The following is a 25,089-nucleotide window of genomic DNA, read 5'->3' on the forward strand; positions in this document are numbered from 1 at the left end:
CTAGGACGCTACAGTTGCAGGATGCACTCATGTCATCAAACCATCGCTCATCCCGTCTATTTGCCGCTTCCTTAATGGTCCTGCTGGTCGCCGCTGGCGGTTTTGGCTATTGGAAATCCCTGCGCGACCGCCTGCCCGAAGGCCTGAGCATGGGCAATGGCCGGCTTGAAGCCACCGAAGTGCAGATCGCCAGCAAGTTACCCGGACGCCTCGCCGAGGTGCATGTCGACGAGGGTGACAAGGTGCTCAAGGGCCAGTTGCTGGCGCGCATGGACACCCGCACGCTGGAGGCCCAGCGCAACCAGGCCGAGGCCGAAGTGCTGCGCGCCCGGCAAAACTACGCGGCGGCCGAGGCCAATGTGCAGTTGCGCCAAAGCGAACTGCTGCTGGCCAGCCAGGAAATCAAGCGTTCCCGGGAACTGTTCAATCGCGGTTTCGCCAGCCAGCAGATTCTCGACCAGCAGCAGGCCCGCCTGAATACCGGCAATGCCGCAGTCCAGGCCGCCAATGCCCAGGTCGCGGCGGTGCAAGCGGCGATCGGTGCGGCCCAGGCGCAAGTCGCCCAACTGACCAGTGAAATCGAAGACAGCAGCCTGCGGGCGCCGATCGACGGGGTGATCCAGCTGCGCCTGGCGGAGCCGGGCGAAGTGCTCGGTGCCGGTGGTCGGGTATTGCTGCTGATCGACCCCAACGACCAGTACATGAACCTCTACCTGCCGGCCTCAGTCACCGGGCGCCTGACCGTCGGGGCCGAGGCGCGCATCCTGCTCGACGCCCTGCCCGACCGGCCATTACCGGCCAGAATCAGTTTTGTGGCAGCCAAGTCGCAGTTCACCCCCAAGGAAGTGGAAACCCGTGACGAGCGGCAAAAGCTGGTGTTCCGGGTCAAACTCAAACTGACTGAACCGGCCGCCGTACCCGAGGCCAAACCGGGGATGCCGGGCGCCGGTTATGTGCGCACGGCGACGGTGGACTGGCCGGCCAACCTGCAATGAGTGCCCTGGCGCTGCAGGCCAGCGGCCTGTGCCATGCCTACGGCGCCCAACAGGCCCTGATCGACATCGCCTTCAGCCTGCCCAGCGGCACACGCTGCGGCCTGATCGGCCCCGATGGGGCCGGCAAGTCCAGCCTGCTGGGGCTGATTGCCGGGGTGAAGCAACTGCAACAGGGCGAGCTGCAGGTCCTGGGCGGCTCTATCGACCAGCGCCGCCACCGCAACAGCCTGTACCCGCGCATCGCCTTCATGCCCCAGGGCCTGGGCGGCAATCTGTACCCGGACCTGTCGATCAACGAAAACATCCGCTTCTTCGCCACCTTGTTCGGCCTGTCGAAGGCCGAGTGCGAAGAACGCATGCACAGCCTGTTGCTGGCCACCGACCTGGCACGGTTTGCCGAGCGGCCAGCGGGCAAGCTGTCTGGCGGGATGAAGCAGAAACTCGGCCTGTGCTGCGCGCTGATCCATGAACCGGACCTGCTGATCCTCGATGAGCCAACCACCGGCGTCGACCCGCTATCCCGCCGGCACTTCTGGGAGTTGGTAGAGAATGTCCGCCGCCAGCGTCCACAACTGACCCTGCTGGTCGCCACCGCTTACATGGAAGAGGCCGAACAGTTCGAGCACTGCCTGATGCTCGACGCCGGCAAACTGATCGCCGACGGCCTGAGCCGCGACCTGGCCGCCGTCACCCCCAGCGGCAAACTGGACGATGCCTTCACCTACTTTCAAGGTGACCGCAAACGCAGCAGCCAACCCCTGGTCATTCCGCCGCGCCCCCACGACAACCTCGACATCGCCATCCAGGCCCACGAACTGACCCTGCGCTTCGGCGACTTCACGGCCGTGAACAAGGTCAGCTTCGCCATCGGCCGTGGCGAGATATTCGGTTTCCTCGGCTCCAATGGCTGCGGCAAGACCACCACCATGAAGGTCCTCACCGGCCTGATGCCGGCCAGTGAAGGCAGCGCCACGTTGCTGGGCAAACCGGTGGATGCCAAGGACCTGGCCACGCGCAAGCGGGTCGGTTTCATGTCGCAAAGCTTCTCGCTCTATGGCGAACTCAGCGTGCGCCAGAACTTGGAGCTGCACGCGCGGCTGTTCGACCTGCCCAAGGCCGAGAGCGCCACGCGCATCGAGGAACTGATCCAGCGGTTCGACCTGGGCAGCATTGCCGGACAACCGTCGGGAGCACTGCCGCTGGGTTTGCGGCAACGCTTGTCGTTGGCGGTCGCGGTGCTGCACCGCCCGGAAGTGCTAATCCTCGACGAGCCGACTTCCGGCGTCGACCCGGCGGCCCGGGATGATTTCTGGCGGCTGCTGATCGAGCTGTCACGCGAGCAAGGGGTGACGATCTTCCTGTCGACCCACTTCATGAACGAAGCCCAGCGCTGCGACCGTATCTCGCTGATGCACGCCGGCAGGGTCCTGGCCTGCGACACCCCGGCAGCGCTGCAACAGCAGTTCGCCGGCGACACCCTGGAAGACGCCTTCGTCCGCTGCCTACAAGACGCGCAAGACGCCAGCCCGGCAGCGCCGCCCCCGACAACGGCCAGCGCCGCGCCCCCCCACGCACCCACGGGCGGCAGCGCATTCAGCCTGCGCCGGCTGATCGCCGTGGCCAGCCGCGAGGGCAAGGAGTTGCTGCGCGACAAAGTGCGCCTGGCCTTCGCCCTGGCCGGGGCCTTATTCATGATGGTGATCTTTGGCTACGGCATCTCCCTGGACGTGGAGAAGCTCGCCTTCGCCGTCTACGACCAGGACCAGACCCCGCAAAGCCGCGCCTACCTCGAGGCGTTTCGCGGCTCGCGCTACTTCGCCGAACAAGCGCCTATCCACGACGCCAAGCAATTGCACCAGCGCCTGCAACGCTCCGAGATCAAGCTGGCACTGGAAATTCCCCCCGGCTTCGGCCGCGACCTGTACGCCGGCCGCCAACCGGTCGTGGCCGCCTGGCTCGACGGCGGCATGCCGTTTCGCGCCGAGACCAGCCGCAACTACGTCCAGGCGGTGCATCAGGCCAACCTTGAGCAACTGGCCGCGCAAAGCAGCCCGGCGCTCAATCAACGCCCGGCGGCGCAACTGCAAACGCGCTTTCGCTACAACCAGGACGTGGTCAGCGTGAACGCCATCGGCCCGGGAGTCATGGCGCTGATCCTCGCCTTTATTCCGGCCATGCTCACCGCGCTGGGCATCGTGCGGGAAAAAGAGCTGGGCTCGATCACCAACTTCTACGCCACGCCACTGACCCGCCTGGAATTCCTGCTGGGCAAACAGGCGCCCTACCTGGCCGTGAGCCTGGTCAACCTCGGCCTGCTGGTGGCAATGAACCGCTGGCTGTTCGGCGTGCCGTTCAAGGGCAGCGGCCTGACCCTGGCCTTCGGTGGCCTGCTCTACGTGCTGGCGACCACCAGCATGGGCCTGCTGATCTCGGCGTTCACCCGCACCCAGATCGCCGCCATCCTGGGCACCATGATTATCACCAGCCTGCCGACTATCCAGTTCTCCGGCCTGATCGTGCCACGCTCCTCGCTCGAAGGCGCCGCTGCGCTGATGGGGCAACTGTTCCCGGCCGGTTACTTCCTCGACATCGCCGTCGGCACCTTCACCAAGGCCCTGGACGTGCGCCAACTGTGGCCACAGTGCCTGGCGCTGTTCGGGTTTTTCCTCGGATTCACCGGGCTGAGCCTGGTCATGCTCAAGAAGCAGGAGGTCTGATGCAGCAGCTCTCGCACATCCTGCGCCTGGGACTCAAGGAACTCACCAGCCTGCGCCACGACAGCGTCCTGCTGCTGTTCTTGCTGTACGCCTTCAGCGTGGCGATCTACATGCCCGCCGCCGGCTCGGTGATCGGGGTCAACAACACCAGCGTGGCCATCGTCGACGAAGACCACAGCCAGATTTCGCGCCAGCTCGCCGATGCCCTCCAACCGCCGCAGTTCCAGCCTGCCGTGCCGCTGCCTTACGACCAGTTGGACCAGGTCATGGACCGCGGGCAGTACACCTTCGTGATCAACGTGCCCGCCAACTTCCAGGCCGACCTGCTGGCGGGGCGCTCGCCGGCCGTGCAGGTCAACGTCGACGCCACCGCCATGAGCCAGGCCTTCATGGGGGCCGGCTACATCGGACGAATCTTCCAGCGTGAACTGCTCAACTATGGCGGGCAACCGGACACGGCCAGCCAGGCACCGGCCCTGCTGACCACCCGCGCGCTGTTCAACACGAACCTGGAGGGGGGCTGGTTCCTGGCGGTGATCCAGATCGTCAACAACATCACCATCCTCGCCATCGTCCTGACCGGCACCGCGCTGCTGCGCGAGCGCGAACACGGCACCCTCGACCACTTGCTGGTACTGCCGCTGACGGCGCTGGAAATCATGCTGGCGAAAATCGGCAGCAATATGCTGGTGGTGGTGCTGTGCACCTGGGTGTCGCTGGAGGTGGTGGTCAAAGGGCTGCTGGGGGTTCCGCTGGCAGGATCCATGGGGCTATTCCTGCTGGTGACCGCGCTGTATCTGTTCGCCAGCACGGCGCTGGGAATATTCCTCGCGACCCTGGCCCGCTCGACGCCGCAGTTCGGCCTGTTGGCGATTCCGGTGATCATCCCGATGCTGCTGCTCTCGGGCGGCAGCACCCCGCTGGACAGCATGCCGCAGTGGCTGCAGTGGGTGATGCAGGGCTCGCCCTCCACCCACTTCGTCAGCCTCAGCGCGGCGATCCTGTTCCGCGATGCGGCGCTCGACGTGGTCTGGCCGGACCTGCTGGCACTGGCCGTGATCGGCCTGGCGTTCTTCGCGATTGCCCTGGCGCGGTTTCGCAAGAGCCTGGCGTCCTGACAGACCGCCATCGCGAGCAGGCCCGCGATGGGGCCAGCCCATTCAACAGAGGTCTTACTGGATGATCAGGTTGTTGAACAACAGATCATCCACCATCGGTTTGCCGGTTTCGTCGCTCATCACTTGCTGGGTCTGCTTCAGGGCTTCCTGGCGCAGCTTTTCCTTGGTGTCGACGTTATTCATGGCCTCGCTCGTCTGCTGGCCGAACAGCGCCACCAGTTGGTTACGAATCAACGGCTCATGGGCCTTCACCGCCTTGACGGCCTCCTCGCCCGTGACCCGTAGCGCCACGTCGGCTTTATAGACCTTGAGCCTGGCCGTGCCGTCCAGGCCGTAATTGCCCACGAACGGCGGGCTCAGGCTGATATAGCTGACCTTGGGTGCTTCACCCTCTTTGGCTTCCTTGGCTTCTTCGGCCTGCGCTGCCACAGGCAGCGACAGGGCCAGCATCAACATGATCCACGCTTTCACACTTCGCTCCTTATCCGGTTTGCGGCCTAGCATAACCATCCACCCCTGTGCGCCCAAGCTCAAAGCTTATGGGCGGCTATCAGGGTGGGGCATGCTCGTTGACCCCTTGACTGACCCACCTACACTTATCGGCCATCACTCCCAAAGGAATAGCCCTGATGAAAGCCGTGCTGTGCAAAGCCTTCGGCCCTGCCGAATCGCTGGCGCTGGAAGAAGTCGCCAGTCCTGTCGCCAAGAAGAACGAAATCCTGCTGGAGGTGCACGCCGCCGGGGTCAACTTCCCGGACACGCTGATCATCGAGGGCAAATACCAGTTCAAGCCACCCTTCCCGTTTTCCCCGGGCGGTGAAGCGGCCGGCGTGGTCAGCGCGGTGGGCGAGAAGGTCAGCCACCTCAAGGTCGGCGACCGGGTCATGGCACTGACCGGCTGGGGCAGTTTTGCCGAGCAGGTCGCGGTGCCGGGCTACAACGTGCTGCCGATCCCGCCGTCCATGGACTTCAACACTGCCGCCGCCTTCAGCATGACCTACGGCACCTCGATGCACGCGCTCAAACAGCGCGGCCACCTGCAGCCGGGGGAAACCCTGTTGGTGCTGGGTGCTTCCGGCGGCGTGGGCCTGGCCGCCGTGGAAATCGGCAAGGCCATGGGTGCCCGGGTCATCGCCGCGGCCAGCAGTGCCGAGAAGCTGGCAGTGGCCAAGGCCGCTGGAGCCGATGAACTGATCAACTACAGCGAAACCAGCCTCAAGGACGAAATCAAGCGCCTGACCGACGGCCAGGGCGCCGACGTGATCTACGACCCGGTCGGCGGTGACCTGTTCGACCAGGCCATCCGGTCCATCGCCTGGAACGGCCGCCTGCTGGTGGTCGGTTTTGCCAGCGGGCGCATTCCCGAATTACCGGTGAACCTGGCCCTGCTCAAGGGCGCCGCAGTGGTCGGCGTGTTCTGGGGCTCGTTCGCCCAGCGCCAACCCCAGGACAACGCGGCGAACTTCCAGCAACTGTTCGGCTGGTTTGCCGAAGGCAAGTTGAAACCGTTGGTGTCGCAGGTCTATCCCCTGGCCGACGCGGCCCAGGCCATCAATGATCTGGGCCAGCGCAAGGCGGTGGGCAAGGTGGTGGTGCAGGTTCGCGCCCTCTAAAGCGCCTTGCGAATCTCCTCCGGCAGAAAGCGGAAGAACCTGGACCCAGGATAGTCCAGGCAGCGCCTGGCGATCATGTGTGCCTGCTTGTTCAGCCTGGCGATCATGGCCAGGCGCTCCTGCGTCGTCCATTGATGCTGGAAAAAACCACTCGAAAGGTAAGCCCGGGTGTATCGAAACGCGGCGAGGTCGACCCACTGGTAATCGGCGGTTTGGGCGAAACCCGGGTTGATCTCTCGGCACTTCACCTCTTTAAGCCATTGGTTGAGGCCGACCGGGTCATCCAGATGAAACTGCATCGGTGCGACGACTTCCAGTTCAGCCGGCTTCTCCTTGCTCACTGTCCAAGGCTTGAAGCGCCACTGCTCGATCGTCTTTTTGCTGACCGCGCTCAGATCCGGGTGAACGCTTTGGAGAATCCTGACCCTGTTCACCGAACCATCGGCCTGTACCGTAAAACCAACCCGCACCTCACCGTTGATCCCTGCCCTGTGTAGCGCCCGGGGATAAACCGGTTTGGGCGTGTTCTCCGGAATCAGGAACAACTCCCCGGCCAAGCCGTGACTCGCAATACACCCGATCAAAAGCAAACCCAGCCAACGCATGTCACCCTCCGCGATCTGTGTGCCAGCGTTGGCACCTGCGCAAAAGGTTACGGCGAAGGGCTTTCAGGCCCCATCCCCCGACTTCCGACAGCTTCGCGGGATGTCTCCTAAATCATTGCCGTTTTTTACCAGGCAACCGCTGGCGTTCGCACCCCGGGAAATCTCCTACACCGCCCTTCAGTTATATCTGAGCGACATGTTCATAAAAGAACACGCGACTTTGTTCGTTTGCGGCTTTTTTGCAGATGAGATGCAGTGCTATTTTCGGTAACGAAACTGTAACATTCGCATCCGCAGTCAAAACAAGAAATTTGGAGCTCTTGAATGTTTGCTTTTTTTCGCCCTGCTGCCCATCAGGCTCCATTGCCTGAAGAAGACGTTGATCGCACTTACCGGCGCTTGCGCTGGCAGATTTTCGCCGGGATTTTCATTGGCTATGCCGGTTACTACCTGCTGCGCAAAAACTTCTCCCTGGCCATGCCCTACCTGATCGAAGAGGGCTACACCCGGGGCCAGCTCGGCCTGGCGATGTCGGCGATCGCGATCTCCTATGGCCTGTCCAAGTTCCTGATGGGCCTGGTGTCCGACCGCTCCAACCCGCGCTACTTCCTGCCGTTCGGCCTGCTGGTGTCGGCCGGGGTGATGTTCGTGTTCGGTTTCGCGCCCTGGGCCACCTCCAGCGTGACCATGATGTTCATCCTGTTGTTCATCAACGGCTGGGCCCAGGGCATGGGCTGGCCGCCAAGCGGACGGACCATGGTGCACTGGTGGTCGCAGAAAGAGCGCGGCGGCGTGGTGTCGGTGTGGAACGTCGCGCACAACGTGGGCGGCGGTCTGATCGGTCCGTTGTTCCTGATCGGCATGGGCCTGTTCAACGACTGGCATGCGGCGTTCTATGTACCCGCTGCCGTGGCGTTGCTGGTGGCGGTGTTTGCCTTCGTCGTGATGCGCGACACCCCGCAATCCGTCGGCTTGCCGCCGATCGAGCAGTACAAGAACGACTACCCCCACGGCTACGATGCCAGCCACGAAGAAGAATTCAGCGCCAAGGAAATCTTCGTCAAATACGTGCTGCGCAACAAAATGCTCTGGTACATCGCCCTCGCCAACGTGTTCGTCTACCTGCTGCGCTACGGCGTGCTGGACTGGGCACCGACCTATCTCAAGGAAGCCAAGCACTTCACCGTCGACAAGACGTCCTGGGCCTACTTCCTCTACGAGTGGGCCGGTATTCCGGGGACCCTGCTGTGTGGCTGGCTGTCAGACAAGGTGTTCCGTGGCAACCGTGGCCTGACCGGCATGGTGTTCATGGCGCTGGTGACCGTGGCAACCCTGGTGTACTGGTTGAACCCGGCCGGCAACCCGACCGTCGACATGATCGCCCTGGTGTCCATCGGCTTCCTGATCTACGGCCCGGTGATGCTGATCGGCCTGCAGGCGCTGGAGCTGGCACCGAAAAAAGCCGCGGGTACGGCGGCGGGTTTCACTGGCCTGTTCGGTTACCTGGGGGGGTCGGTCGCAGCCAGTGCAGCCATGGGCTACACCGTGGACCACTTCGGCTGGGATGGTGGTTTTGTGCTGTTGATTGGTGCGTGCCTGCTGGCCATGGCGTTCCTGGCGCCCACCCTGCGCCACAAGCAAATCGCCAGTCAGGGCCGCGAAGCCATCGCCTGATCCCTGGCTGAGCCGCAACGCTTGAGCCGCGCCTCCAGATTACGGTCTGGCATGGCGTGGCTACGCAGGGCGCTGGCGGTCTGCTCGACATAATCGCGCGTGCTGCCGTAACGCCCGCTGGCGCTTTCAAAAACCTGGCTCAGCACATGGTCCGGCAAGTTGCCGGCATAGCTGGGCAGATGCCGCTCCAGGACAAACCCCAAGGCCTGAACCTTGCTGCCATCTTCCAGGCGGCAGTTGAGCCAGTGCGGGCGGTACGACGGGACCGGCATTTCGCGCTGCCACAGGGCATACAACGACGCTTGCAGCTGCTCTTCGGGCAAGCGGTAGGCAAAACCACTGCATGAACCGCCGCGATCCAGGCCAAACACCAGCCCTGGTAACTCCGGCGTGCCCCGGTGTTCGTGGGACCACAGGTACAAACCGCGATGGTAGCCATGCACGCGCCCGCGCACCCGCTCGACCGCCGAGCATTCAGGGCGCCAGATCAACGAGCCGTAGGCGAACAACCAGACCGGCCCACCCTGGTGGCGGGCCATGGTGCTTTGCATGGAGTGGAGCAATTGCTCGTGCGTCAGCTGCGGCCCCAGATCGAGCCGCGGAGGGTAAGCCAGATTGAGAAAATCAGATTCAATGGCGGTCATGGCGAATAGCGTTCAGCTCCCCGCGGGCAAACAATTACTTAATAGAACGCACCGCTGTAACAATAAGGCACATTTGTTTTAAGACAGTTTATAGATCATGGCACCGAATTTAATCCAGCGCCTGAATGCGATATAGCCTATCGGTATTTATCTGATTGAATAAATACCGATGGGCTATATAGGGAGTTATATCGAAGTTTCAAACTCAAGATCGAAGTTCAAGAACGCGGATCAAGATCGCGGCGCATAGGCAAATACGTCGGCGCGCATCTGGTGGGCGTCCATGCCGGCTTCGACCAAGGCATCCAGCGTGCCGTAGACCATGGCCGGTGAGCCGCTGGCGTAGACATGCAGGGGCTTGAGGTCCGGGAAATCTTCACAGACCGCCTCATGCAACATGCCGCAGCGCCCTTCCCAGCCACACAGGTCGCTGACTACCTGGTGCAGGAACAGGTTGGGCAACTTCAGCCATTCATCCCAGTGTTCCATCTGGTAGAAATCTTCCGGGCGGCGCACGCCCCAGTACAGGTGCACCGGGTACTTGAAGCCTTGGGCCCGGCAGTGTTCGAGCAGGCTGTGGATCTGCCCCATGCCGGTACCCGCCGCAATCAGCACCAGCGGACCGTCCGGCAGCTCGGCCAGGTGGGTATCGCCGAATGGCAGCTCGACACGGACCATGCGGTTGCGCTGCAACTGCTCGATCAGGCTCAAGGCACTGGCTTCGCGGGCCAGCACGTGAATTTCCAGATCACGCCCCGAGTGAGGTGCCGAGGCCAGGGAAAACGCCGACTTTTCGCCGTTTTCCCGCTCGATCATCAGGTACTGGCCGGCGTGGTAGCGCGGCGGCTTGCCGGCCGGTGCGCGCAAGCGGACCCGCCAGGTGTCGCCACCCACGTCCACGCACTCAATCACCTGACACGACACGCTGCGCACCGGCAGTTCTCCCAGCGCAAGGACGCCATCCCACAACACGATGCAGTCTTCCAGCGGCTCTGCAATGCAAGTGTAGAACTCGCCGTGGTCGCGCACATGACCGCTCTGCTCGACCCGGCCTTCGACCAGCAGCGCCGCACACACGTGGCAATTGCCATTGCGGCAGCTCTGCGGGCAGTCGTAGCCCAGGCGTCGCGCCCCATCGAGGATCCGCTCGCCGGGCTGTATCTCAAGCACTGCTCCGGACGGCTGCAAGGTTACACGCATCAATCTATTCCTAACTGATTCCAGATGGCATCGATCCGGCGCGTCACCGCCTCATCCTTGACGATAACCCGGCCCCACTCGCGGGTGGTTTCACCAGGCCATTTATGCGTGGCATCGAGCCCCATCTTCGAGCCCAGGCCGGAAACCGGCGAGGCGAAGTCCAGGTAGTCGATCGGCGTGTTATCGATCATCACCGTATCGCGCTTGGGGTCCATGCGCGTGGTGATGGCCCAGATCACGTCATTCCAGTCGCGGGCGTTGATATCGTCGTCAGTGACGATAACGAACTTGGTGTACATAAACTGTCGCAAAAACGACCAGACACCCAGCATTACCCGCTTGGCGTGGCCTGGGTACTGCTTCTTGATGGTCACCACCGCCATGCGGTACGAACAGCCCTCGGGCGGCAGGTAGAAGTCGGTGATCTCCGGGAACTGCTTTTGCAGGATCGGCACGAACACTTCATTGAGCGCTACGCCGAGGATCGCCGGCTCATCTGGCGGCCGGCCGGTGTAGGTGCTGTGGTAGATCGGCTTGATGCGGTGAGTGATGCGCTCGACCGTGAACACCGGGAAGCTGTCGACTTCGTTGTAATAGCCGGTGTGGTCGCCATACGGACCTTCGTCGGCCATTTCCCCCGGATGAATCACGCCTTCAAGGATGATCTCGGCCGTGGCCGGCACCTGCAGGTCATTGCCACGGCACTTCACCAGTTCGGTGCGGTTACCGCGCAGCAGCCCGGCGAACGCGTACTCGGACAGGCTGTCCGGCACAGGCGTCACTGCGCCGAGGATGGTCGCCGGGTCAGCCCCCAGGGCCACGGACACCGGGAACGGCTGGCCCGGGTGCTTCTCGCACCATTCGCGGTAGTCCAGCGCGCCGCCACGGTGGCTCAACCAGCGCATGATGACCTTGTTGCGGCCGATCACTTGCTGACGATAGATACCCAGGTTCTGGCGGTCCTTGTTCGGCCCCTTGGTGACTGTCAGGCCCCAGGTGATGAGCGGGCCGACGTCGCCCGGCCAGCAGGTCTGCACGGGCAGCATCGCCAGGTCGACGTCGTCGCCCTCGATGACCACTTCCTGGCACACCGCGTCCTTGACCACTTTGGGCGCCATGGCAATGATCTTGCGGAAGATCGGCAGCTTGGACCAGGCGTCCTTGAGTCCCTTCGGCGGCTCTGGCTCCTTGAGGAAGGCCAGCAGCTTGCCGATCTCGCGCAGCTCGCTGACGGCTTCGGCGCCCATGCCCAGGGCCACGCGCTCCGGCGTGCCAAACAGGTTGCCGAGCACCGGGATGTCGTAGCCGGTGGGGTTTTCGAACAGCAGCGCCGGCCCTTTGGCCCGCAGAGTGCGATCGCAAACCTCGGTCATTTCCAGCACAGGGGACACTGGAACCTGGATGCGCTTGAGTTCGCCGCGCTGTTCCAGGCCGCTGATAAAGTCGCGCAAGTCGCGATACTGCATGCGTTAGCCTCGCTTGGCCGTGGCGTTCGGGGGCATGAGTTTAGCGCCGAACCCGACGGTTCAAAATAGTGACAGCTCAGATCATGAAAAGTCAGATAGCAAAAAGCCGGGTTTCCCCGGCTCTTGCGGTCCCGCTCGACTTACTTGCGTTTCATCGACAGGAAGAACTCATCGTTGGTCTTGGTCTGTTTCAGCTTGTCGACCAGGAATTCGATGGCAGCCACTTCATCCATGGGATGCAGGAGCTTGCGCAGGATCCACATGCGCTGCAACTCGTCGTCGGCGGTCAGCAACTCTTCGCGGCGGGTGCCGGAACGGTTGATGTTGATGGCCGGGAAGACGCGTTTTTCGGCGATCTTGCGGTCCAGGGGCAGTTCCATGTTGCCGGTACCCTTGAACTCTTCGTAGATCACTTCGTCCATCTTCGAGCCGGTTTCAACCAGCGCGGTGGCGATGATGGTCAGCGAGCCGCCTTCTTCGATGTTACGTGCCGCGCCGAAGAAACGTTTTGGCTTCTCCAGGGCGTGGGCATCGACACCACCGGTCAGGACCTTGCCGGAGCTCGGGATCACGGTGTTGTAGGCACGCGCCAGACGGGTGATGGAGTCGAGCAGGATGACCACGTCTTTCTTGTGTTCAACCAGGCGCTTGGCCTTCTCGATGACCATTTCGGCAACCTGCACGTGGCGGGTTGGCGGCTCGTCGAACGTCGAGGCAACCACTTCGCCGCGCACGGTGCGCTGCATTTCGGTGACTTCTTCAGGACGCTCGTCGATCAACAGCACGATCAGGTGAACTTCCGGGTTGTTACGGGCGATGTTCGCTGCGATGTTTTGCAGCATGATCGTTTTACCGGCTTTCGGCGGAGCAACGATCAGACCGCGCTGGCCTTTGCCGATCGGGGCGCACAGGTCGATGACACGACCGGTCAAGTCTTCAGTGGAACCGTTGCCGGCTTCCATCTTCATGCGCACGGTCGGGAACAGCGGGGTCAGGTTCTCGAAGAGAATCTTGTTCTTCGCGTTCTCCGGACGATCGAAGTTGATCGTGTCGACCTTGAGCAGTGCGAAGTAACGCTCGCCTTCCTTGGGAGGGCGAATCTTGCCAACGATGGTGTCACCGGTGCGCAAGTTGAAACGGCGGATCTGGCTCGGCGAGACGTAGATATCGTCTGGGCCGGCAAGATAGGAAGCGTCTGCAGAGCGCAGGAAGCCGAAGCCGTCCTGGAGGATCTCCAGCACGCCATCACCGGAGATTTCCTCGCCGCTTTTCGCGTGCTTTTTCAGCAGGGAGAAAATCACGTCCTGCTTGCGCGAACGGGCCATATTTTCTATGCCCATCTGTTCGGCCAATTCGAGCAGTTCGGTAATCGGCTTTTGCTTGAGTTCAGTCAGATTCATATAGGAATGACGTAATCATTTATGGAGGGGGGGAAATTAAGCTTTTGGCTTAATGAGGCCGCGCCGCAGAGAAGGCGACAGGATCGCGTACTTATTCGAAAAGGAGTGCGTCGGCGACGGCTAGCAGGGGGCAATGGAGAAACCAGTGCGGGGCCGAATGTACCACCTGAGTTTCGGAGCGTCTAGCCCTCAATAACGAAAAGGCCCCGCAATTTGCGGGGCCTTTTGGGTACCACGTGCAACGACGCTTAGATGTTGGCGTCGAGGAAGGCAGCCAGTTGCGACTTCGACAGCGCACCGACCTTGGTGGCTTCGACGTTGCCGTTCTTGAACAGCATCAGCGTCGGGATACCACGCACGCCGTGCTTGGCCGGGGTTTCCTGGTTTTCGTCGATGTTCAGCTTGGCAACGGTCAGCTTGCCTTTGTAGGTCTCAGCGATTTCGTCCAGAACCGGAGCGATCATCTTGCATGGACCGCACCACTCAGCCCAGTAGTCGACCAGTACAGCACCTTCGGCCTTGAGTACGTCAGCTTCGAAGCTAGCGTCGCTAACGTGTTTGATAAGATCGCTGCTCATGGAAGTCTCCAGGTTGTAAGCAAAAAAACGTGGCCCATCATAGCCGCCCTTCCCCCGTTCAGGAAGCCGCAGTTGATTGAGCCTCGCTATGGTGTTGCGTGAGTTTGGGTATAGCTCAAGTCAGGCAGTGGTGGGAGCAACAAAAGCGATTCCGGTACGTAGCGCGGCGTTGCGCACGTGTTCGTGCATGGCCCTCTGTGCAGCGCCTGACGCTCGGCGAGCCAGTGCGCGAAGGATTTTGCGGTGTTCCTGCCAGGTTTCCATGGCCCGCTCGGCCCGGATGAACGGTAGTTTCTGGCTCTCGAGGAAGATATCGGCACTGGCAGTCAGAATGCTCAGCATCGCCTGATTGCCGCTGGCCAGCAGAATGCTGCGGTGAAATTCGAAATCCAGGCGCGCGGCGGCCTCGAAGTCGCCGGACTTTAGCTCAATGCGCATGGCGGCAACGTTGTCTTCCAGCGCATCAAGCGCCTCGGTGCTCAAGGTCACAGCCGCCAACCCTGCCGAAAACCCTTCCAGCGCATAACGTAGCTGGAAGATATCCAGCGGCGACGCCTGCGCCGCGAACGGCCATGCCGGCGCCGAGTCACCTCGCGGCAACACCTCCGGCGACTGCACGAACACGCCCTTGCCTGGCTGGATGCTGATGACGCCCAGCGCGCTCAGCGATGACAACGCCTCGCGCAGCGACGCCCGACTGACCCCCAACCGCAGCGCCAGATCCCGTTGCGAGGGCAACGCCTCCCCCGGCCTGAAGCCTTGCTCTGTGATCAGTTTGCGGATCGCTTGGAGTGCCACTTCAGGTACGGCGCGGGAGATCGAATTCATGGTTTTCCATACGAACCTGGCCAATGTACGCCCAGTTGTAATGCTATTCGCGGCGCCCGGCAAGTCGCGCCCCATGGGGGCTCGTTGAGTTCCACGGATGCGCTATCGGGGTGCGAAATCCAACCTGACTGTTCAGACCAGTAAGACCGTTCAACGCCAGTAAAACCGTGCCTTGGCCACCCCAAAGCCCCATGTTGGCATGTCTCATGCTCTGTCGATCCGCAGAAATCCCTAATCGAAGAGTCGGAGATTTGCCATGATCCAGCGTTACAGCGCCCTCCTCGCAACCTTGTTCGCCAGCCTGATGCTGATCCAGGCGCCCGCTCACGCCGACGGCCTGGAAGATGTGGTCAAGCGCGGCGTCCTCAAGGTGGCCGTGCCACAGGACTTCCCCCCCTTCGGCTCGGTCGGGCCGGACATGAAGCCGCGTGGCCTGGACATCGACACCGCGAAACTGCTGGCCGAGCAGCTCAACGTCAAACTCGAACTGACCCCGGTCAACAGCACCAACCGTATTCCGTTTCTCACCACTGGCAAAGTCGACCTGGTGATCTCCAGCCTGGGCAAGAACCCGGAGCGTGAGAAGGTCATCGATTTTTCCCGCGCCTACGCGCCGTTCTACCTCGCCGTGTTCGGCCCGCCAGACGCCGACATCAAGGGCCTGGATGACCTCAAAGGCAAAACCATCAGCGTCACCCGTGGCGCCATTGAAGACATCGAGCTGACTAAAGTTGCCCCGCCAGGCGTGACCATCAAGCGCTTCGAAGACAACAACTCGACTATCGCCGCCTACCTGGCAGGGCAAGTCGACCTGATCGCCAGCGGCAACGTGGTGATGGTGGCAATCAGCGAAAAAAGCCCGAAACGCGTGCCGGCGCTGAAAGTGAAGCTCAAGGACTCACCCGTCTACGTTGGCGTGAACAAGAACGAGCCGGCACTGCTGGACAAGGTCAATCAGATCCTGATCACCGCCAAGGGGGATGGTGCACTGCAAAAGAATGCCCTGACCTGGCTTAAAGAACCGCTGCCGGCCGACCTCTGATTCGGCGCGCAGGAGACACGTTATGGCTTATCAGTTCGATTTTTTGCCGGTGATCGACAACACCGATCTGTTGTTGCGCGGTGCGTTGTTCACCCTTGAGCTGACGGCCATTGGCGCGGTGCTCGGCGTCGGGCTGGGCATCATCGGGGCGTTGGTGCGGGCGTGGAACATCCGTCCGTTTTCCGGGATTTTCGCGGTCTACGTCGAATTGATCCGCAACACACCGTTTCTGGTGCAGTTGTTTTTCATCTTCTTCGGCCTGCCGTCCCTGGGCGTACAGATATCCGAATGGCAGGCGGCGGTGCTGGCGATGGTGATCAACCTCGGCGCCTATTCGACCGAGATCATCCGCGCCGGCATTCAAGCGATCCCCCGCGGTCAACTGGAAGCCGCCGCCGCGTTGGCGATGACGCGCTTCGAGGCGTTCCGCCATGTTGTATTGCTGCCGGCACTGGGCAAGGTCTGGCCCGCCCTGAGCAGCCAGATCATCATCGTCATGCTGGGTTCGGCGGTGTGTTCACAAATCGCCACCGAGGAGCTGACCTTCGCCGCCAACTTCATTCAGTCTCGCAACTTCCGCGCCTTTGAGACCTACGCCCTGACCACGCTGCTGTATTTGTGCATGGCCTTGTTGATCCGCCAACTGCTGAACTGGATCGGGACACGTTACATTTCGAGGAGCAGCCGATGAGCGACTTCACTTTCTGGGACATCGTGCGCAACCTGCTCACGGGCCTGCAATGGACGCTGTTGCTGTCTCTGGTGGCGTTTATCGGCGGCGGCATCATCGGCCTGCTGGTCATGGTGCTGCGCATCTCCAGCAAACCCCTGCTGCGCAGCGTCGCGCGGACCTACATCGAACTGTTCCAGGGCACACCGTTGCTGATGCAGCTGTTTCTGGTGTTTTTCGGGGTGGCATTGGCGGGCGTGGATATTTCCCCGTGGATGGCCGCTGCGGTCGCCCTGACACTGTTCACCAGCGCCTATCTGGCGGAGATCTGGCGCGGTTGCGTCGCCTCGATCCCCAATGGTCAGTGGGAAGCCTCGTCGAGCCTGGCGCTCACCCCGCTGGAGCAATTGCGCTATGTGATTCTGCCGCAGGCACTGCGCATCGGCGTGGCGCCGACCGTGGGCTTTTCGGTGCAAGTGGTCAAAGGCACCGCTGTTACATCGATCATCGGCTTCACCGAGCTGACGAAGACCGGCGGCATGCTCGCCAACGCTACGTTTGAACCCTTCACAGTCTACGGCCTCGTTGCCCTCGGCTACTTCCTGCTCTGCTACCCCTTGTCGCTCAGCGCGCGCTACTTGGAAAGGAAACTGCATGCCTCTGCTTAGAATTTCCGCCCTGCATAAATACTACGGCGATCACCATGTGCTCAAAGGCATCGACCTGAGCATCGAGGAAGGCCAGGTGGTGGCAATCATCGGTCGCAGTGGCTCGGGTAAATCCACGTTGTTGCGCACGCTTAACGGCCTGGAGTCAATCAACGATGGGGTCATCGAAGTCGATGGCGAATACCTGGACGCCGCTCGCGCCGACCTGCGCAGCCTGCGGCAGAAGGTCGGGATGGTGTTTCAGCAGTTCAACCTGTTCCCGCACCTGACCGTGGGCGAAAACGTGATGCTCGCCCCACAGGTGGTGCAAAAAGTGCCCAAAGCCAAGGCCGCCGAACTGGCGCGCCAGATGCTCGAGCGGGTCGGGCTGGGTGAGAAGTTCGATGCTTTCCCGGATCGCTTGTCCGGTGGACAGCAGCAGCGGGTAGCTATTGCCCGGGCGCTGGCGATGTCGCCGAAGGTGTTGCTGTGTGACGAGATTACCTCGGCCCTGGACCCGGAGCTGGTCAACGAAGTGCTGAGCGTGGTGCGGCAACTGGCCAAGGAAGGCATGACACTGATCATGGTCACCCACGAAATGCGCTTCGCCCGGGAGGTTGGGGACAAGTTGGTGTTCATGCACCAGGGCAAAGTGCATGAAGTGGGCGATCCAAAGACACTATTTGCCCAGCCGCAGACGGCGGAGCTGGCGAATTTTATCGGGACCGTCGAAGCCACCGTCTGAATCAGCTTCGTGGCCCAGCCGACAAGCGGGCGCCAGCTCAGTGATTGCATGCACCTATCCAACCTGTGGCAGTGGACTTGCTCGCGCTTGACCGCGCAGCGGCCACTCAGGTTGCACACTGCGCGTTGGCGTCAGCCTTTGATCGTGGCACGATGGTCGGGTTATCGACCGAGACCTCTAGACCATGCCTCAATCCCAAGCCAAGAATCTGTCCCTGATCGCCGCTATCGACCTGGGCTCGAACAGCTTTCATATGGTCGTGGCCAAAGCTCACCACAATGAGATCCGCATCCTCGAGCGGCTTGGCGAAAAGGTGCAACTGGCGGCCGGAATCGACGAGGCCCGCCAACTCAACGAAGAATCCATGCAGCGCGGGCTCGATTGCCTCAAGCGTTTTGCCCAACTGATCAACGGCATGCCCCTGGGCGCGGTACGGATTGTCGGCACCAACGCCCTGCGCGAGGCGCGCAACCGTGGCGAATTCATCCGCCGCGCCGAAGAAATCCTCGGCCACCCGGTCGAAGTCATCTCCGGCCGTGAAGAGGCGCGCCTGATTTACCTGGGCGTCTCCCACACCCTCGCCGACACCCCGGGCAAGCGCCTGGTCGCCGACATCGGTGGCGGCAGTACCGAATTCATCATTGGCCAGCGCTTTGAACCGCTGCTGCGCGAAAGCCTGCAAATGGGCTGCGTGAGCTTTACCCAACGCTACTTCAAGGACGGCAAGATCACCCCGGCGCGCTACGCCCAGGCCTACACCGCGGCGCGCCTGGAGATCATGAGCATCGAACACGCCCTGCACCGCCTGACCTGGGACGAGGCCATCGGCTCCTCGGGCACCATCCGCGCCATCGGCCTGGCCCTCAAGGCCGGCGGTCACGGCGCGGGCGAGGTCAATGCCGAAGGCCTGGCCTGGCTCAAGCGCAAGCTGTTCAAGCTGGGCGATGCCGAGAAAATCGACTTTGAAGGCATCAAGCCTGATCGCCGGGCGATCTTCCCGGCCGGCCTGGCAATTCTCGAAGCCATCTTCGACGCCCTTGAGCTGCAGCGCATGGACCATTGCGACGGCGCCCTGCGCGAAGGCGTGCTGTACGACCTGCTGGGCCGCCATCACCACGAAGACGTCCGTGAACGCACCCTGAGCTCGCTGATGGACCGTTACCACGTCGACCTGGAACAAGCCGCCCGGGTTGAACGCAAGGCCCTGCATGCGTTCGACCAGGTGGCGGTGGACTGGGCGCTGGATGACGGCGTATGGCGCGAGCTGCTGGGCTGGGCCGCCAAGGTCCATGAAGTCGGCCTGGACATCGCCCACTACCATTACCACAAGCACGGCGCCTACCTGATCGAGCACTCCGACCTCGCCGGCTTCTCCCGCGAAGACCAGTTGATGCTGGCGCTGCTGGTACGCGGCCACCGGCGCAACATTCCCAAGGACAAGTTTGCCGAGTTCGGCGACGAAGGCATCAAGCTGATCCGCCTGTGCGTGCTGCTGCGCTTCGCGATCCTGTTCCACCACATCCGCGGCACCCAGACGATGCCCCAGGTCACCTTGCACGCCAACGGCGACAGCCTGGATGTGCAGTTCCCGGAAAAGTGGCTGGATGACAATCAACTGACCCAGGCCGACTTCGCCCTGGAGGCCGAGTGGCTGGCGCGGATCGGGTTCAGCCTCAACGTGCGCTGACCCTTGGCCTGACAGGTGCAGAAACAAAAATGGCGATCCCCAGGGATCGCCATTTTTTTTGCCTGCTACCTGTAGATCAACTGCTGACCGGCAGGATCGGGCTGCCCAGACGCTCGAGCAACGTCGCCTGCGCACTGCGCGGGTTCTGGTTGCCGGTCGGGGTGTTGCGGATGTACCGGCCGTCCGACTGCAGGCTCCAGCTGTGAGTGTTGTCGGAGAGGTACAGCTCCAGCTCTTTCTTGACCCGGGTCAGCAGTTTTTTGCCTTCCACCGGGAAGCAGGTCTCAACCCGTTTATCCAGGTTGCGCTCCATCCAGTCGGCACTGGACAGGAACATCTGCTCCTCGCCGCCATTGAGGAAGTAGAACACCCGCGTGTGTTCGAGGAAGCGCCCGATGATCGAGCGCACGTGGATATTGTGCGAGACCCCGGCGATGCCTGGTCGCAGGCAGCACATGCCACGCACCACCAGGTCGATGCGCACCCCTGACTGGCTGGCCTTGTACAGCGCGCGGATGATCTTCGGATCGGTCAGCGAGTTGAACTTGGCGATGATGTGCGCCGGCTTGCCGTCGAGCGCAAACTGGGTTTCACGGGCAATCATGTCGAGCATGCCCTTCTTCAGGGTAAACGGCGCGTGCAACAGCTTCTTCATGCGCAGCGTCTTGCCCATGCCGATCAACTGGCTGAACAGTTTGCCGACGTCTTCGCACAAGGCATCGTCGGACGTCAGCAGGCTGTAGTCGGTGTACAGACGGGCGTTGGCGGCGTGGTAGTTACCGGTACCCAGGTGCGCGTAGCGGACGATCTCGCCGGCCTCGCGACGCAGGATCAGCATCATCTTGGCGTGGGTCTTGAAGCCGACCACACCGTAGATCACCACCGCACCGGCAGCCTGCAAGCGGCTGGCCAGTTGCAGGTTGGACTCTTCATCGAAGCGCGCGCGCAGCTCGATGACGGCCGTGACTTCCTTGCCGTTACGCGCGGCGTCGACCAGGGCATCGACAATTTCCGAGTTGGCGCCGGAACGGTACAGGGTCTGGCGGACCGCCAGCACATGCGGGTCCTTGGCGGCCTGGCGCAGCAGGTCGACCACCGGGGTGAACGACTCGAACGGGTGCAGCAGCAGAATGTCCTGCTTGCTGATCACGCTGAAAATGTTCTCGCTGTTCTGCAGCAGTTTCGGGATCTGCGGCGTGAACGGCATGTACTGCAGCTCGGGATGACTGTCCAGGCCAGTGATGCTGAACAGGCGCGTCAGGTTGACCGGACCGTTGACCTGATACAGCTCGGTCTCGTGCAGGTTGAACTGCTTGAGCAGGTAATCAGACAGGTGTTTGGGGCAGGTATCGGCCACTTCCAGGCGCACCGCATCACCGTAGCGCCGCGAGAACAGTTCGCCGCGCAGGGCGCGGGCCAGGTCTTCGACATCTTCGGTGTCGACCGACAGGTCGGCGTTGCGAGTCAGGCGGAACTGGTAGCAGCCCTTGACCTTCATGCCCTGGAACAGGTCGTCGGCGTGCGCGTGGATCATCGACGACAGGAATACATAGTTGTCGCCGGTGCCAGCCACTTCTTCCGGCAGCTTGATCACCCGCGGCAGCAAACGTGGCGCCGGAATGATCGCCAGGCCGGAGTCACGACCAAAGGCGTCGATACCCTCGAGCTCGACGATGAAGTTCAGGCTCTTGTTCACCAGCAACGGAAACGGGTGCGTCGGGTCGAGGCCGATCGGGGTGATGATGGGCGCGATCTCGTCGCGGAAATAGCGGCGCACCCAGGTTTTGATCTTGGTGTTCCAGTGACGCCGACGAATGAAGCGGACCTGATGTTTCTCCAGCTCCGGCAACAGGATGTCGTTGAGGATGGCGTACTGGCGATCGACATGGCCGTGTACCAGTTCGCTGATGCGGGCCAGCGCCTGGTGCGGCTGCAGGCCGTCGGCACCGGCTTGTTCACGGGCGAAGGTGATCTGCTTCTTCAGCCCGGCAACACGAATCTCGAAGAACTCGTCCAGGTTGCTGGAGAAGATCAGCAGGAACTTCAGCCGCTCCAGCAAGGGATAGGACTCATCCAGCGCCTGTTCCAGCACGCGGATGTTGAACTGCAGTTGCGACAGCTCGCGATGGATGTACAGGCTGCTGTCATCCAGGCCCGGAATCACGATGGCCGGTGCCGCCGGGGCGGCGTCGGCGACCACCGCCGGCGGCGCGACCGGGACCGGGACCGGCTCAAGGGCCGGCGGCGCTTCGGGGGTGGATTCAACGACGGGCTCCACCACGGGCTGAGCTTCGTTTACAGCAACTTCAGTGAGTCCTTCGGTATTCATCGCGTGTTCCTGGGAGGGCTATTTTTGCTCTCGTAACAATTGAGCGGCACGTACGGCAAAGTAAGTGAGGATGCCATCAGCACCGGCGCGTTTGAAAGCGGTCAGGGATTCAAGAATCACCCCTTCGCTCAACCAGCCATTCTGGATTGCCGCCATGTGCATGGCGTATTCACCGCTGACCTGATAGACAAAGGTCGGCACTTTAAATTCTTCTTTGACCCGATAAAGAATATCCAGATACGGCATGCCTGGTTTGACCATGACCATATCCGCACCTTCTGACAAGTCGCTAGCCACTTCATGCAAGGCTTCGTTGCCGTTGGCCGGGTCCATCTGGTAGGACGCCTTGTTCGCCTTGCCCAGGTTCAGGGCCGAACCGACCGCATCGCGGAACGGGCCGTAGTAGGCACTGGCGTACTTGGCCGAGTAAGCCATGATCCGCACGTTGACGTGACCGGCCAGCTCCAGCGCTTCGCGGATTGCCTGGATCCGCCCATCCATCATGTCCGAAGGGGCCACCACCTGGGCGCCTGCCGCGGCATGGGACAAGGCCTGGCGAACCAGTGCATCGACGGTGATGTCGTTCTGCACGTAGCCTTCTTCATCGAGGATACCGTCCTGGCCGTGGGTGGTGAACGGGTCCAGCGCGACATCAGTGATCACCCCCAGCTCCGGGAAGCGGGCACGCAGGGCGCGGGTGGCGCGCTGGGCGATGCCGTCCGGGTTCCAGGCCTCGGCGGCGTCCAGGGACTTGAGCTCGCTCGGGGTCACCGGGAACAGCGCGATGGCCGGGATGCCCAGCTCGACCCACTGGGCTGCTTCTTCGAGCAACAGGTCGATGGTCAGGCGCTCCACACCCGGCATCGAGGCCACCGCTTCGCGACGGTTCTCACCGTCCAGCACAAACACCGGCAGAATCAGGTCGTTGCTGGTCAGGACATTTTCCCGCACCAGACGGCGCGAAAAGTCATCACGACGGTTGCGACGCAGGCGGGTTGCAGGAAACAAACGGTTGGCGGGGGTAAAGCTCACGGCAGACTCCTGAGCCCGCGCTGGCGGGCGAGCGTGACAGTTATAAGCGCTCATTATGACCGTCGTATGACAGTTGTGTGCACCCCTGTGACCCGTAGCCGCATTCATTGTCCTTGTAGGAATTGTTCACGTCGAGACACATTTGGATACTTTCCTCCATGGGCCCGAAGGGTTAGGCTGCGCGTTCATTTCGCCAGCACCCAGACAATGCTCCAACAATTCCTGCATGATTTTGGCTACTTTGCCCTCTTTCTAGGCACGTTCTTCGAAGGCGAAACCATCCTGGTTCTTGCGGGATTCCTCGCGTTCCGCGGATACATGGACATCAATGTAGTGGTGGTCGTGGCGTTCCTCGGCAGCTATGCCGGTGACCAGCTGTGGTACTTCCTGGGACGCAAGCACGGGCGCAAGCTGCTGGCGCGCAAGCCACGCTGGCAAATGATGGGCGACCGGGCGCTGGAACATATCCGCAAGCACCCGGACATCTGGGTCCTGAGCTTTCGTTTCGTCTACGGCCTGCGCACGGTAATGCCGGTGGCCATCGGCCTGTCGGGTTATCCACCAGGACGCTACCTGATCCTCAACGGCATCGGTGCGGCGATCTGGGCCACCGCGCTGGCGGCTGCCGCTTATCATTTTGGCGCGGTGCTCGAAGGCATGCTGGGCAGCGTCAAGAAGTACGAGCTTTGGGTGCTCGGCGCCCTGCTGGTGCTGGGCCTCGTCCTGTGGCTGCGGCGACGCTTCAAGAACGCCCGCCTGGCCCGCCAGGTCTATGCCGACGAGCAGGCCTTGATCGCCGAAAAGGCCAAGAACGAGCCTACGACGCCAGCCGAGTGAACGACTTTCGGCAACCGTAGAGCGCGATTCCACTCAGCACGCAGTAAACGCACAGGCCGACCCACACCAGATGGCTGGCCGGCCATAGCCCCACCAACGGTGCCAGCCACACCAGCGGCAGGTTCGACACCAGCCGCAGCAATTCCAGCCTGAGCGCCTGCGGGCGATTCTCCAGGGCCATGCCCAGCACAAACAGACCGAACGCCAACGCTGTCCAACCCAGCAGCAAGGCGCTGCCTGGCAGTTGTTGCTCGCGGCCCAGCAGGTAACTGCCCACGGCAACGTACAGGCAGAACTGCAGGGCAACGTACAGTTGCTGGTCCCCACCCAATGGCACCTCGAACTTGCGGAACTGGCTCAGGTCCGGCTTGTGCAGCGGGTACTGGGCGGCGACGTCCGCCGGTCGCCAGCCGGTGCGCATGAACCAGATCCGCAGCTTGTCCCACAGCCGCTCGGCGCGCCGTGCATCGGCCCACAACTGCGCGTAGAACTGCACATTCGCCCACAACGGATTCCAGCTGGCCAGCGGCGTGGTCACGCCAAAAATCACCGGCTCGTTGTCGTCCTCTTCCTGATAGGAGCCAAACAGCCGGTCCCAAATAATGAACACCCCGCCGTAGTTGCGATCCATGTAGAGAGCGTTCTGTGCATGGTGAGCCCGATGATTGGATGGGGTAACGAAGCACCACTCGAACCAGCCCAGCTTGGGAATGTGCCGGGTGTGGACCCAGAACTGATACAGCAGGTTCAGCGCCGCGACACTGACGAACACCAGCAGGGGCACGCCGAGCACCGCCAGCGGCAGATAGAAAACCCAGCCCAGCAGAAACCCGGTGCTGGTCTGGCGCAGCGCCGTGGACAGGTTGTAGTCCTCGCTTTGATGGTGCACCGAATGCGCTGCCCAGAGGATGTTGCGCTCGTGGCCACAGCGGTGCAGCCAGTAGTAGCAAAAATCATAGAGGACAAAGGCCGACACCCAGGTCCACGGGTTGTCGGGCGACAGCTCGAACAGCGCCAGGTGCTCGAGGGCAAAAGCGTAGGTCAGCAAGCCCACGCCCTTGGTCAGCAACCCGGTGGTGGTCGACAACACGCCCGTGCTGAGGCTGTTGATCGCGTCCGCCAGGCGGTAATGGCTCACACCACGCCAACGGTCGGCCAGCAGCTCGATGGCGATCAGCACGAAGAAAAACGGTACCGCATACAAAATGAAATTCATGACGCGACCCGTGGGCAGTGGTTGTCCAGAGATTAGGGCCTGACGC

General features: G+C 62.0%; 22 protein-coding genes. 11 read left to right on the forward strand and 11 right to left on the reverse strand.

Annotation, left to right across the window (positions count from 1 at the left end):
• The first annotated feature begins 29 nt into the window (after positions 1–29).
• From AACY45_RS09645 to AACY45_RS09655, 3 genes are read left to right on the forward strand one after another with little or no spacing between them, the layout of a single operon-like run.
• Positions 30–995, forward strand: a complete 966-nt coding sequence (locus tag AACY45_RS09645; RefSeq protein WP_339545251.1) for an HlyD family secretion protein — start codon at positions 30–32, stop codon at positions 993–995.
• The gene (rbbA, locus tag AACY45_RS09650) at positions 992–3,712 is read left to right on the forward strand and encodes a ribosome-associated ATPase/putative transporter RbbA (RefSeq protein WP_339545252.1); all 2,721 of its coding nucleotides are present in this window, start codon (positions 992–994) and stop codon (positions 3,710–3,712) included. Before AACY45_RS09645 ends, rbbA begins: the two co-directional genes overlap by 4 nt.
• Complete coding sequence (locus AACY45_RS09655; RefSeq protein WP_339545253.1) at positions 3,712–4,830, forward strand: ABC transporter permease; 1,119 nt, start codon at positions 3,712–3,714, stop codon at positions 4,828–4,830. Before rbbA ends, AACY45_RS09655 begins: the two co-directional genes overlap by 1 nt.
• Before the next feature lie 54 nt (positions 4,831–4,884).
• Here the strand turns inward: AACY45_RS09655 and AACY45_RS09660 are convergent, their stop codons facing one another.
• The gene (locus AACY45_RS09660) at positions 4,885–5,301 is read right to left on the reverse strand and encodes a flagellar basal body-associated protein FliL (protein ID WP_339545254.1); all 417 of its coding nucleotides are present in this window, start codon (positions 5,299–5,301) and stop codon (positions 4,885–4,887) included.
• A gap of 158 nt (positions 5,302–5,459) precedes the next feature.
• Here AACY45_RS09660 and AACY45_RS09665 point away from each other — a divergent pair, with 158 nt between their 5' ends.
• Entirely contained in the window at positions 5,460–6,443 is a 984-nt protein-coding gene (locus tag AACY45_RS09665) for an NADPH:quinone oxidoreductase family protein (protein ID WP_339545255.1), read from the forward strand.
• Here the strand turns inward: AACY45_RS09665 and AACY45_RS09670 are convergent.
• Positions 6,440–7,048, reverse strand: a complete 609-nt coding sequence (locus AACY45_RS09670) for an energy transducer TonB (RefSeq protein WP_339545256.1) — start codon at positions 7,046–7,048, stop codon at positions 6,440–6,442. The genes AACY45_RS09665 and AACY45_RS09670 overlap by 4 nt on opposite strands.
• Positions 7,049–7,372: 324 nt before the next feature.
• Between AACY45_RS09670 and glpT the strand changes: the two genes are divergently transcribed.
• The gene (gene glpT, locus AACY45_RS09675) at positions 7,373–8,722 is read left to right on the forward strand and encodes a glycerol-3-phosphate transporter (RefSeq protein ID WP_339545257.1); all 1,350 of its coding nucleotides are present in this window, start codon (positions 7,373–7,375) and stop codon (positions 8,720–8,722) included.
• Here glpT and AACY45_RS09680 read toward each other — a convergent pair.
• The 6 genes from AACY45_RS09680 to AACY45_RS09705 all read right to left on the reverse strand — a co-directional run bounded on the left by AACY45_RS09680 (position 8,698) and on the right by AACY45_RS09705 (position 14,838).
• The gene (locus AACY45_RS09680; protein ID WP_339545258.1) at positions 8,698–9,366 is read right to left on the reverse strand and encodes a gamma-glutamylcyclotransferase; all 669 of its coding nucleotides are present in this window, start codon (positions 9,364–9,366) and stop codon (positions 8,698–8,700) included. The two genes, glpT and AACY45_RS09680, sit on opposite strands and share 25 nt — an antisense overlap.
• A gap of 231 nt (positions 9,367–9,597) precedes the next feature.
• Positions 9,598–10,566, reverse strand: coding sequence for a CDP-6-deoxy-delta-3,4-glucoseen reductase (locus AACY45_RS09685; protein WP_339545259.1), 969 nt, complete (start codon positions 10,564–10,566; stop codon positions 9,598–9,600).
• Positions 10,566–12,032 (reverse strand): 4-hydroxy-3-polyprenylbenzoate decarboxylase, encoded by a 1,467-nt coding sequence (gene ubiD, locus AACY45_RS09690; protein ID WP_320333245.1) that lies wholly within the window; start codon positions 12,030–12,032, stop codon positions 10,566–10,568. The genes AACY45_RS09685 and ubiD overlap by 1 nt, the downstream gene beginning before the upstream one ends.
• A gap of 140 nt (positions 12,033–12,172) precedes the next feature.
• Positions 12,173–13,432 (reverse strand): transcription termination factor Rho, encoded by a 1,260-nt coding sequence (gene rho, locus AACY45_RS09695; RefSeq protein ID WP_025216061.1) that lies wholly within the window; start codon positions 13,430–13,432, stop codon positions 12,173–12,175.
• 248 nt (positions 13,433–13,680) lie between these two features.
• Positions 13,681–14,010, reverse strand: coding sequence for a thioredoxin TrxA (gene trxA, locus AACY45_RS09700; protein WP_003206727.1), 330 nt, complete (start codon positions 14,008–14,010; stop codon positions 13,681–13,683).
• Positions 14,011–14,130: 120 nt separating this feature from the next.
• Positions 14,131–14,838, reverse strand: coding sequence for a FadR/GntR family transcriptional regulator (locus AACY45_RS09705; protein WP_339545418.1), 708 nt, complete (start codon positions 14,836–14,838; stop codon positions 14,131–14,133).
• 256 nt (positions 14,839–15,094) lie between these two features.
• On the opposite strand from AACY45_RS09705, the gene AACY45_RS09710 reads away from it, so the two are divergent.
• From AACY45_RS09710 to ppx, 5 genes are all read left to right on the forward strand, one after another.
• Entirely contained in the window at positions 15,095–15,880 is a 786-nt protein-coding gene (locus tag AACY45_RS09710) for a transporter substrate-binding domain-containing protein (RefSeq protein WP_339545260.1), read from the forward strand.
• Between the two features lie 22 nt (positions 15,881–15,902).
• The gene (locus AACY45_RS09715; RefSeq protein ID WP_339545262.1) at positions 15,903–16,571 is read left to right on the forward strand and encodes an amino acid ABC transporter permease; all 669 of its coding nucleotides are present in this window, start codon (positions 15,903–15,905) and stop codon (positions 16,569–16,571) included.
• The gene (locus AACY45_RS09720) at positions 16,568–17,218 is read left to right on the forward strand and encodes an amino acid ABC transporter permease (RefSeq protein WP_339545263.1); all 651 of its coding nucleotides are present in this window, start codon (positions 16,568–16,570) and stop codon (positions 17,216–17,218) included. The genes AACY45_RS09715 and AACY45_RS09720 overlap by 4 nt, the downstream gene beginning before the upstream one ends.
• Complete coding sequence (locus AACY45_RS09725) at positions 17,205–17,942, forward strand: amino acid ABC transporter ATP-binding protein (protein WP_339545264.1); 738 nt, start codon at positions 17,205–17,207, stop codon at positions 17,940–17,942. Before AACY45_RS09720 ends, AACY45_RS09725 begins: the two co-directional genes overlap by 14 nt.
• Positions 17,943–18,126: 184 nt before the next feature.
• Entirely contained in the window at positions 18,127–19,629 is a 1,503-nt protein-coding gene (ppx, locus tag AACY45_RS09730; RefSeq protein WP_339545265.1) for an exopolyphosphatase, read from the forward strand.
• A gap of 76 nt (positions 19,630–19,705) precedes the next feature.
• Here ppx and ppk1 read toward each other — a convergent pair whose 3' ends face one another.
• Both ppk1 and hemB read right to left on the reverse strand, forming a co-directional pair.
• The gene (ppk1, locus tag AACY45_RS09735; RefSeq protein ID WP_339545266.1) at positions 19,706–21,958 is read right to left on the reverse strand and encodes a polyphosphate kinase 1; all 2,253 of its coding nucleotides are present in this window, start codon (positions 21,956–21,958) and stop codon (positions 19,706–19,708) included.
• Between the two features lie 18 nt (positions 21,959–21,976).
• A complete protein-coding gene (gene hemB, locus AACY45_RS09740) occupies positions 21,977–22,990 on the reverse strand; it encodes a porphobilinogen synthase (protein ID WP_095164764.1) in 1,014 nt (337 codons plus the stop codon).
• 207 nt (positions 22,991–23,197) lie between these two features.
• Here hemB and AACY45_RS09745 point away from each other — a divergent pair, with 207 nt between their 5' ends.
• Positions 23,198–23,827, forward strand: a complete 630-nt coding sequence (locus AACY45_RS09745) for a DedA family protein (protein WP_339545267.1) — start codon at positions 23,198–23,200, stop codon at positions 23,825–23,827.
• On the opposite strand, the gene AACY45_RS09750 is transcribed toward AACY45_RS09745, so the two are convergent.
• On the reverse strand, positions 23,808–25,043 hold the full coding sequence (locus AACY45_RS09750; RefSeq protein WP_339545268.1) for a sterol desaturase family protein: 1,236 nt from the start codon (positions 25,041–25,043) through the stop codon (positions 23,808–23,810). The two genes, AACY45_RS09745 and AACY45_RS09750, sit on opposite strands and share 20 nt — an antisense overlap.
• Positions 25,044–25,089: the final 46 nt, after the last annotated feature.

It is taken from the genome of Pseudomonas sp. RA_35y_Pfl2_P32 (assembly GCF_963970735.1).
Taxonomy (GTDB): Bacteria; Pseudomonadota; Gammaproteobacteria; order Pseudomonadales; family Pseudomonadaceae; genus Aquipseudomonas.

What these genes read in the sequence shown, in the direction of transcription:
- AACY45_RS09725 (WP_339545264.1), top strand. Translation starts at nt 17,205, where the DNA reads ATGCCTCTGCTTAGAATTTCCGCCCTGCATAAATACTACGGCGATCAC.
- AACY45_RS09680 (WP_339545258.1), bottom strand. Translation starts at nt 9,366, where the DNA reads ATGACCGCCATTGAATCTGATTTTCTCAATCTGGCTTACCCTCCGCGG.
- trxA (WP_003206727.1), bottom strand. Translation starts at nt 14,010, where the DNA reads ATGAGCAGCGATCTTATCAAACACGTTAGCGACGCTAGCTTCGAAGCT.
- AACY45_RS09670 (WP_339545256.1), bottom strand. Translation starts at nt 7,048, where the DNA reads ATGCGTTGGCTGGGTTTGCTTTTGATCGGGTGTATTGCGAGTCACGGC.
- AACY45_RS09745 (WP_339545267.1), top strand. Translation starts at nt 23,198, where the DNA reads ATGCTCCAACAATTCCTGCATGATTTTGGCTACTTTGCCCTCTTTCTA.
- AACY45_RS09750 (WP_339545268.1), bottom strand. Translation starts at nt 25,043, where the DNA reads ATGAATTTCATTTTGTATGCGGTACCGTTTTTCTTCGTGCTGATCGCC.
- AACY45_RS09645 (WP_339545251.1), top strand. Translation starts at nt 30, where the DNA reads ATGTCATCAAACCATCGCTCATCCCGTCTATTTGCCGCTTCCTTAATG.
- ppx (WP_339545265.1), top strand. Translation starts at nt 18,127, where the DNA reads ATGCCTCAATCCCAAGCCAAGAATCTGTCCCTGATCGCCGCTATCGAC.
- ppk1 (WP_339545266.1), bottom strand. Translation starts at nt 21,958, where the DNA reads ATGAATACCGAAGGACTCACTGAAGTTGCTGTAAACGAAGCTCAGCCC.
- AACY45_RS09705 (WP_339545418.1), bottom strand. Translation starts at nt 14,838, where the DNA reads ATGAATTCGATCTCCCGCGCCGTACCTGAAGTGGCACTCCAAGCGATC.
- rho (WP_025216061.1), bottom strand. Translation starts at nt 13,432, where the DNA reads ATGAATCTGACTGAACTCAAGCAAAAGCCGATTACCGAACTGCTCGAA.
- AACY45_RS09720 (WP_339545263.1), top strand. Translation starts at nt 16,568, where the DNA reads ATGAGCGACTTCACTTTCTGGGACATCGTGCGCAACCTGCTCACGGGC.
- ubiD (WP_320333245.1), bottom strand. Translation starts at nt 12,032, where the DNA reads ATGCAGTATCGCGACTTGCGCGACTTTATCAGCGGCCTGGAACAGCGC.
- AACY45_RS09655 (WP_339545253.1), top strand. Translation starts at nt 3,712, where the DNA reads ATGCAGCAGCTCTCGCACATCCTGCGCCTGGGACTCAAGGAACTCACC.
- glpT (WP_339545257.1), top strand. Translation starts at nt 7,373, where the DNA reads ATGTTTGCTTTTTTTCGCCCTGCTGCCCATCAGGCTCCATTGCCTGAA.
- AACY45_RS09710 (WP_339545260.1), top strand. Translation starts at nt 15,095, where the DNA reads ATGATCCAGCGTTACAGCGCCCTCCTCGCAACCTTGTTCGCCAGCCTG.
- AACY45_RS09685 (WP_339545259.1), bottom strand. Translation starts at nt 10,566, where the DNA reads ATGCGTGTAACCTTGCAGCCGTCCGGAGCAGTGCTTGAGATACAGCCC.
- AACY45_RS09665 (WP_339545255.1), top strand. Translation starts at nt 5,460, where the DNA reads ATGAAAGCCGTGCTGTGCAAAGCCTTCGGCCCTGCCGAATCGCTGGCG.
- rbbA (WP_339545252.1), top strand. Translation starts at nt 992, where the DNA reads ATGAGTGCCCTGGCGCTGCAGGCCAGCGGCCTGTGCCATGCCTACGGC.
- AACY45_RS09715 (WP_339545262.1), top strand. Translation starts at nt 15,903, where the DNA reads ATGGCTTATCAGTTCGATTTTTTGCCGGTGATCGACAACACCGATCTG.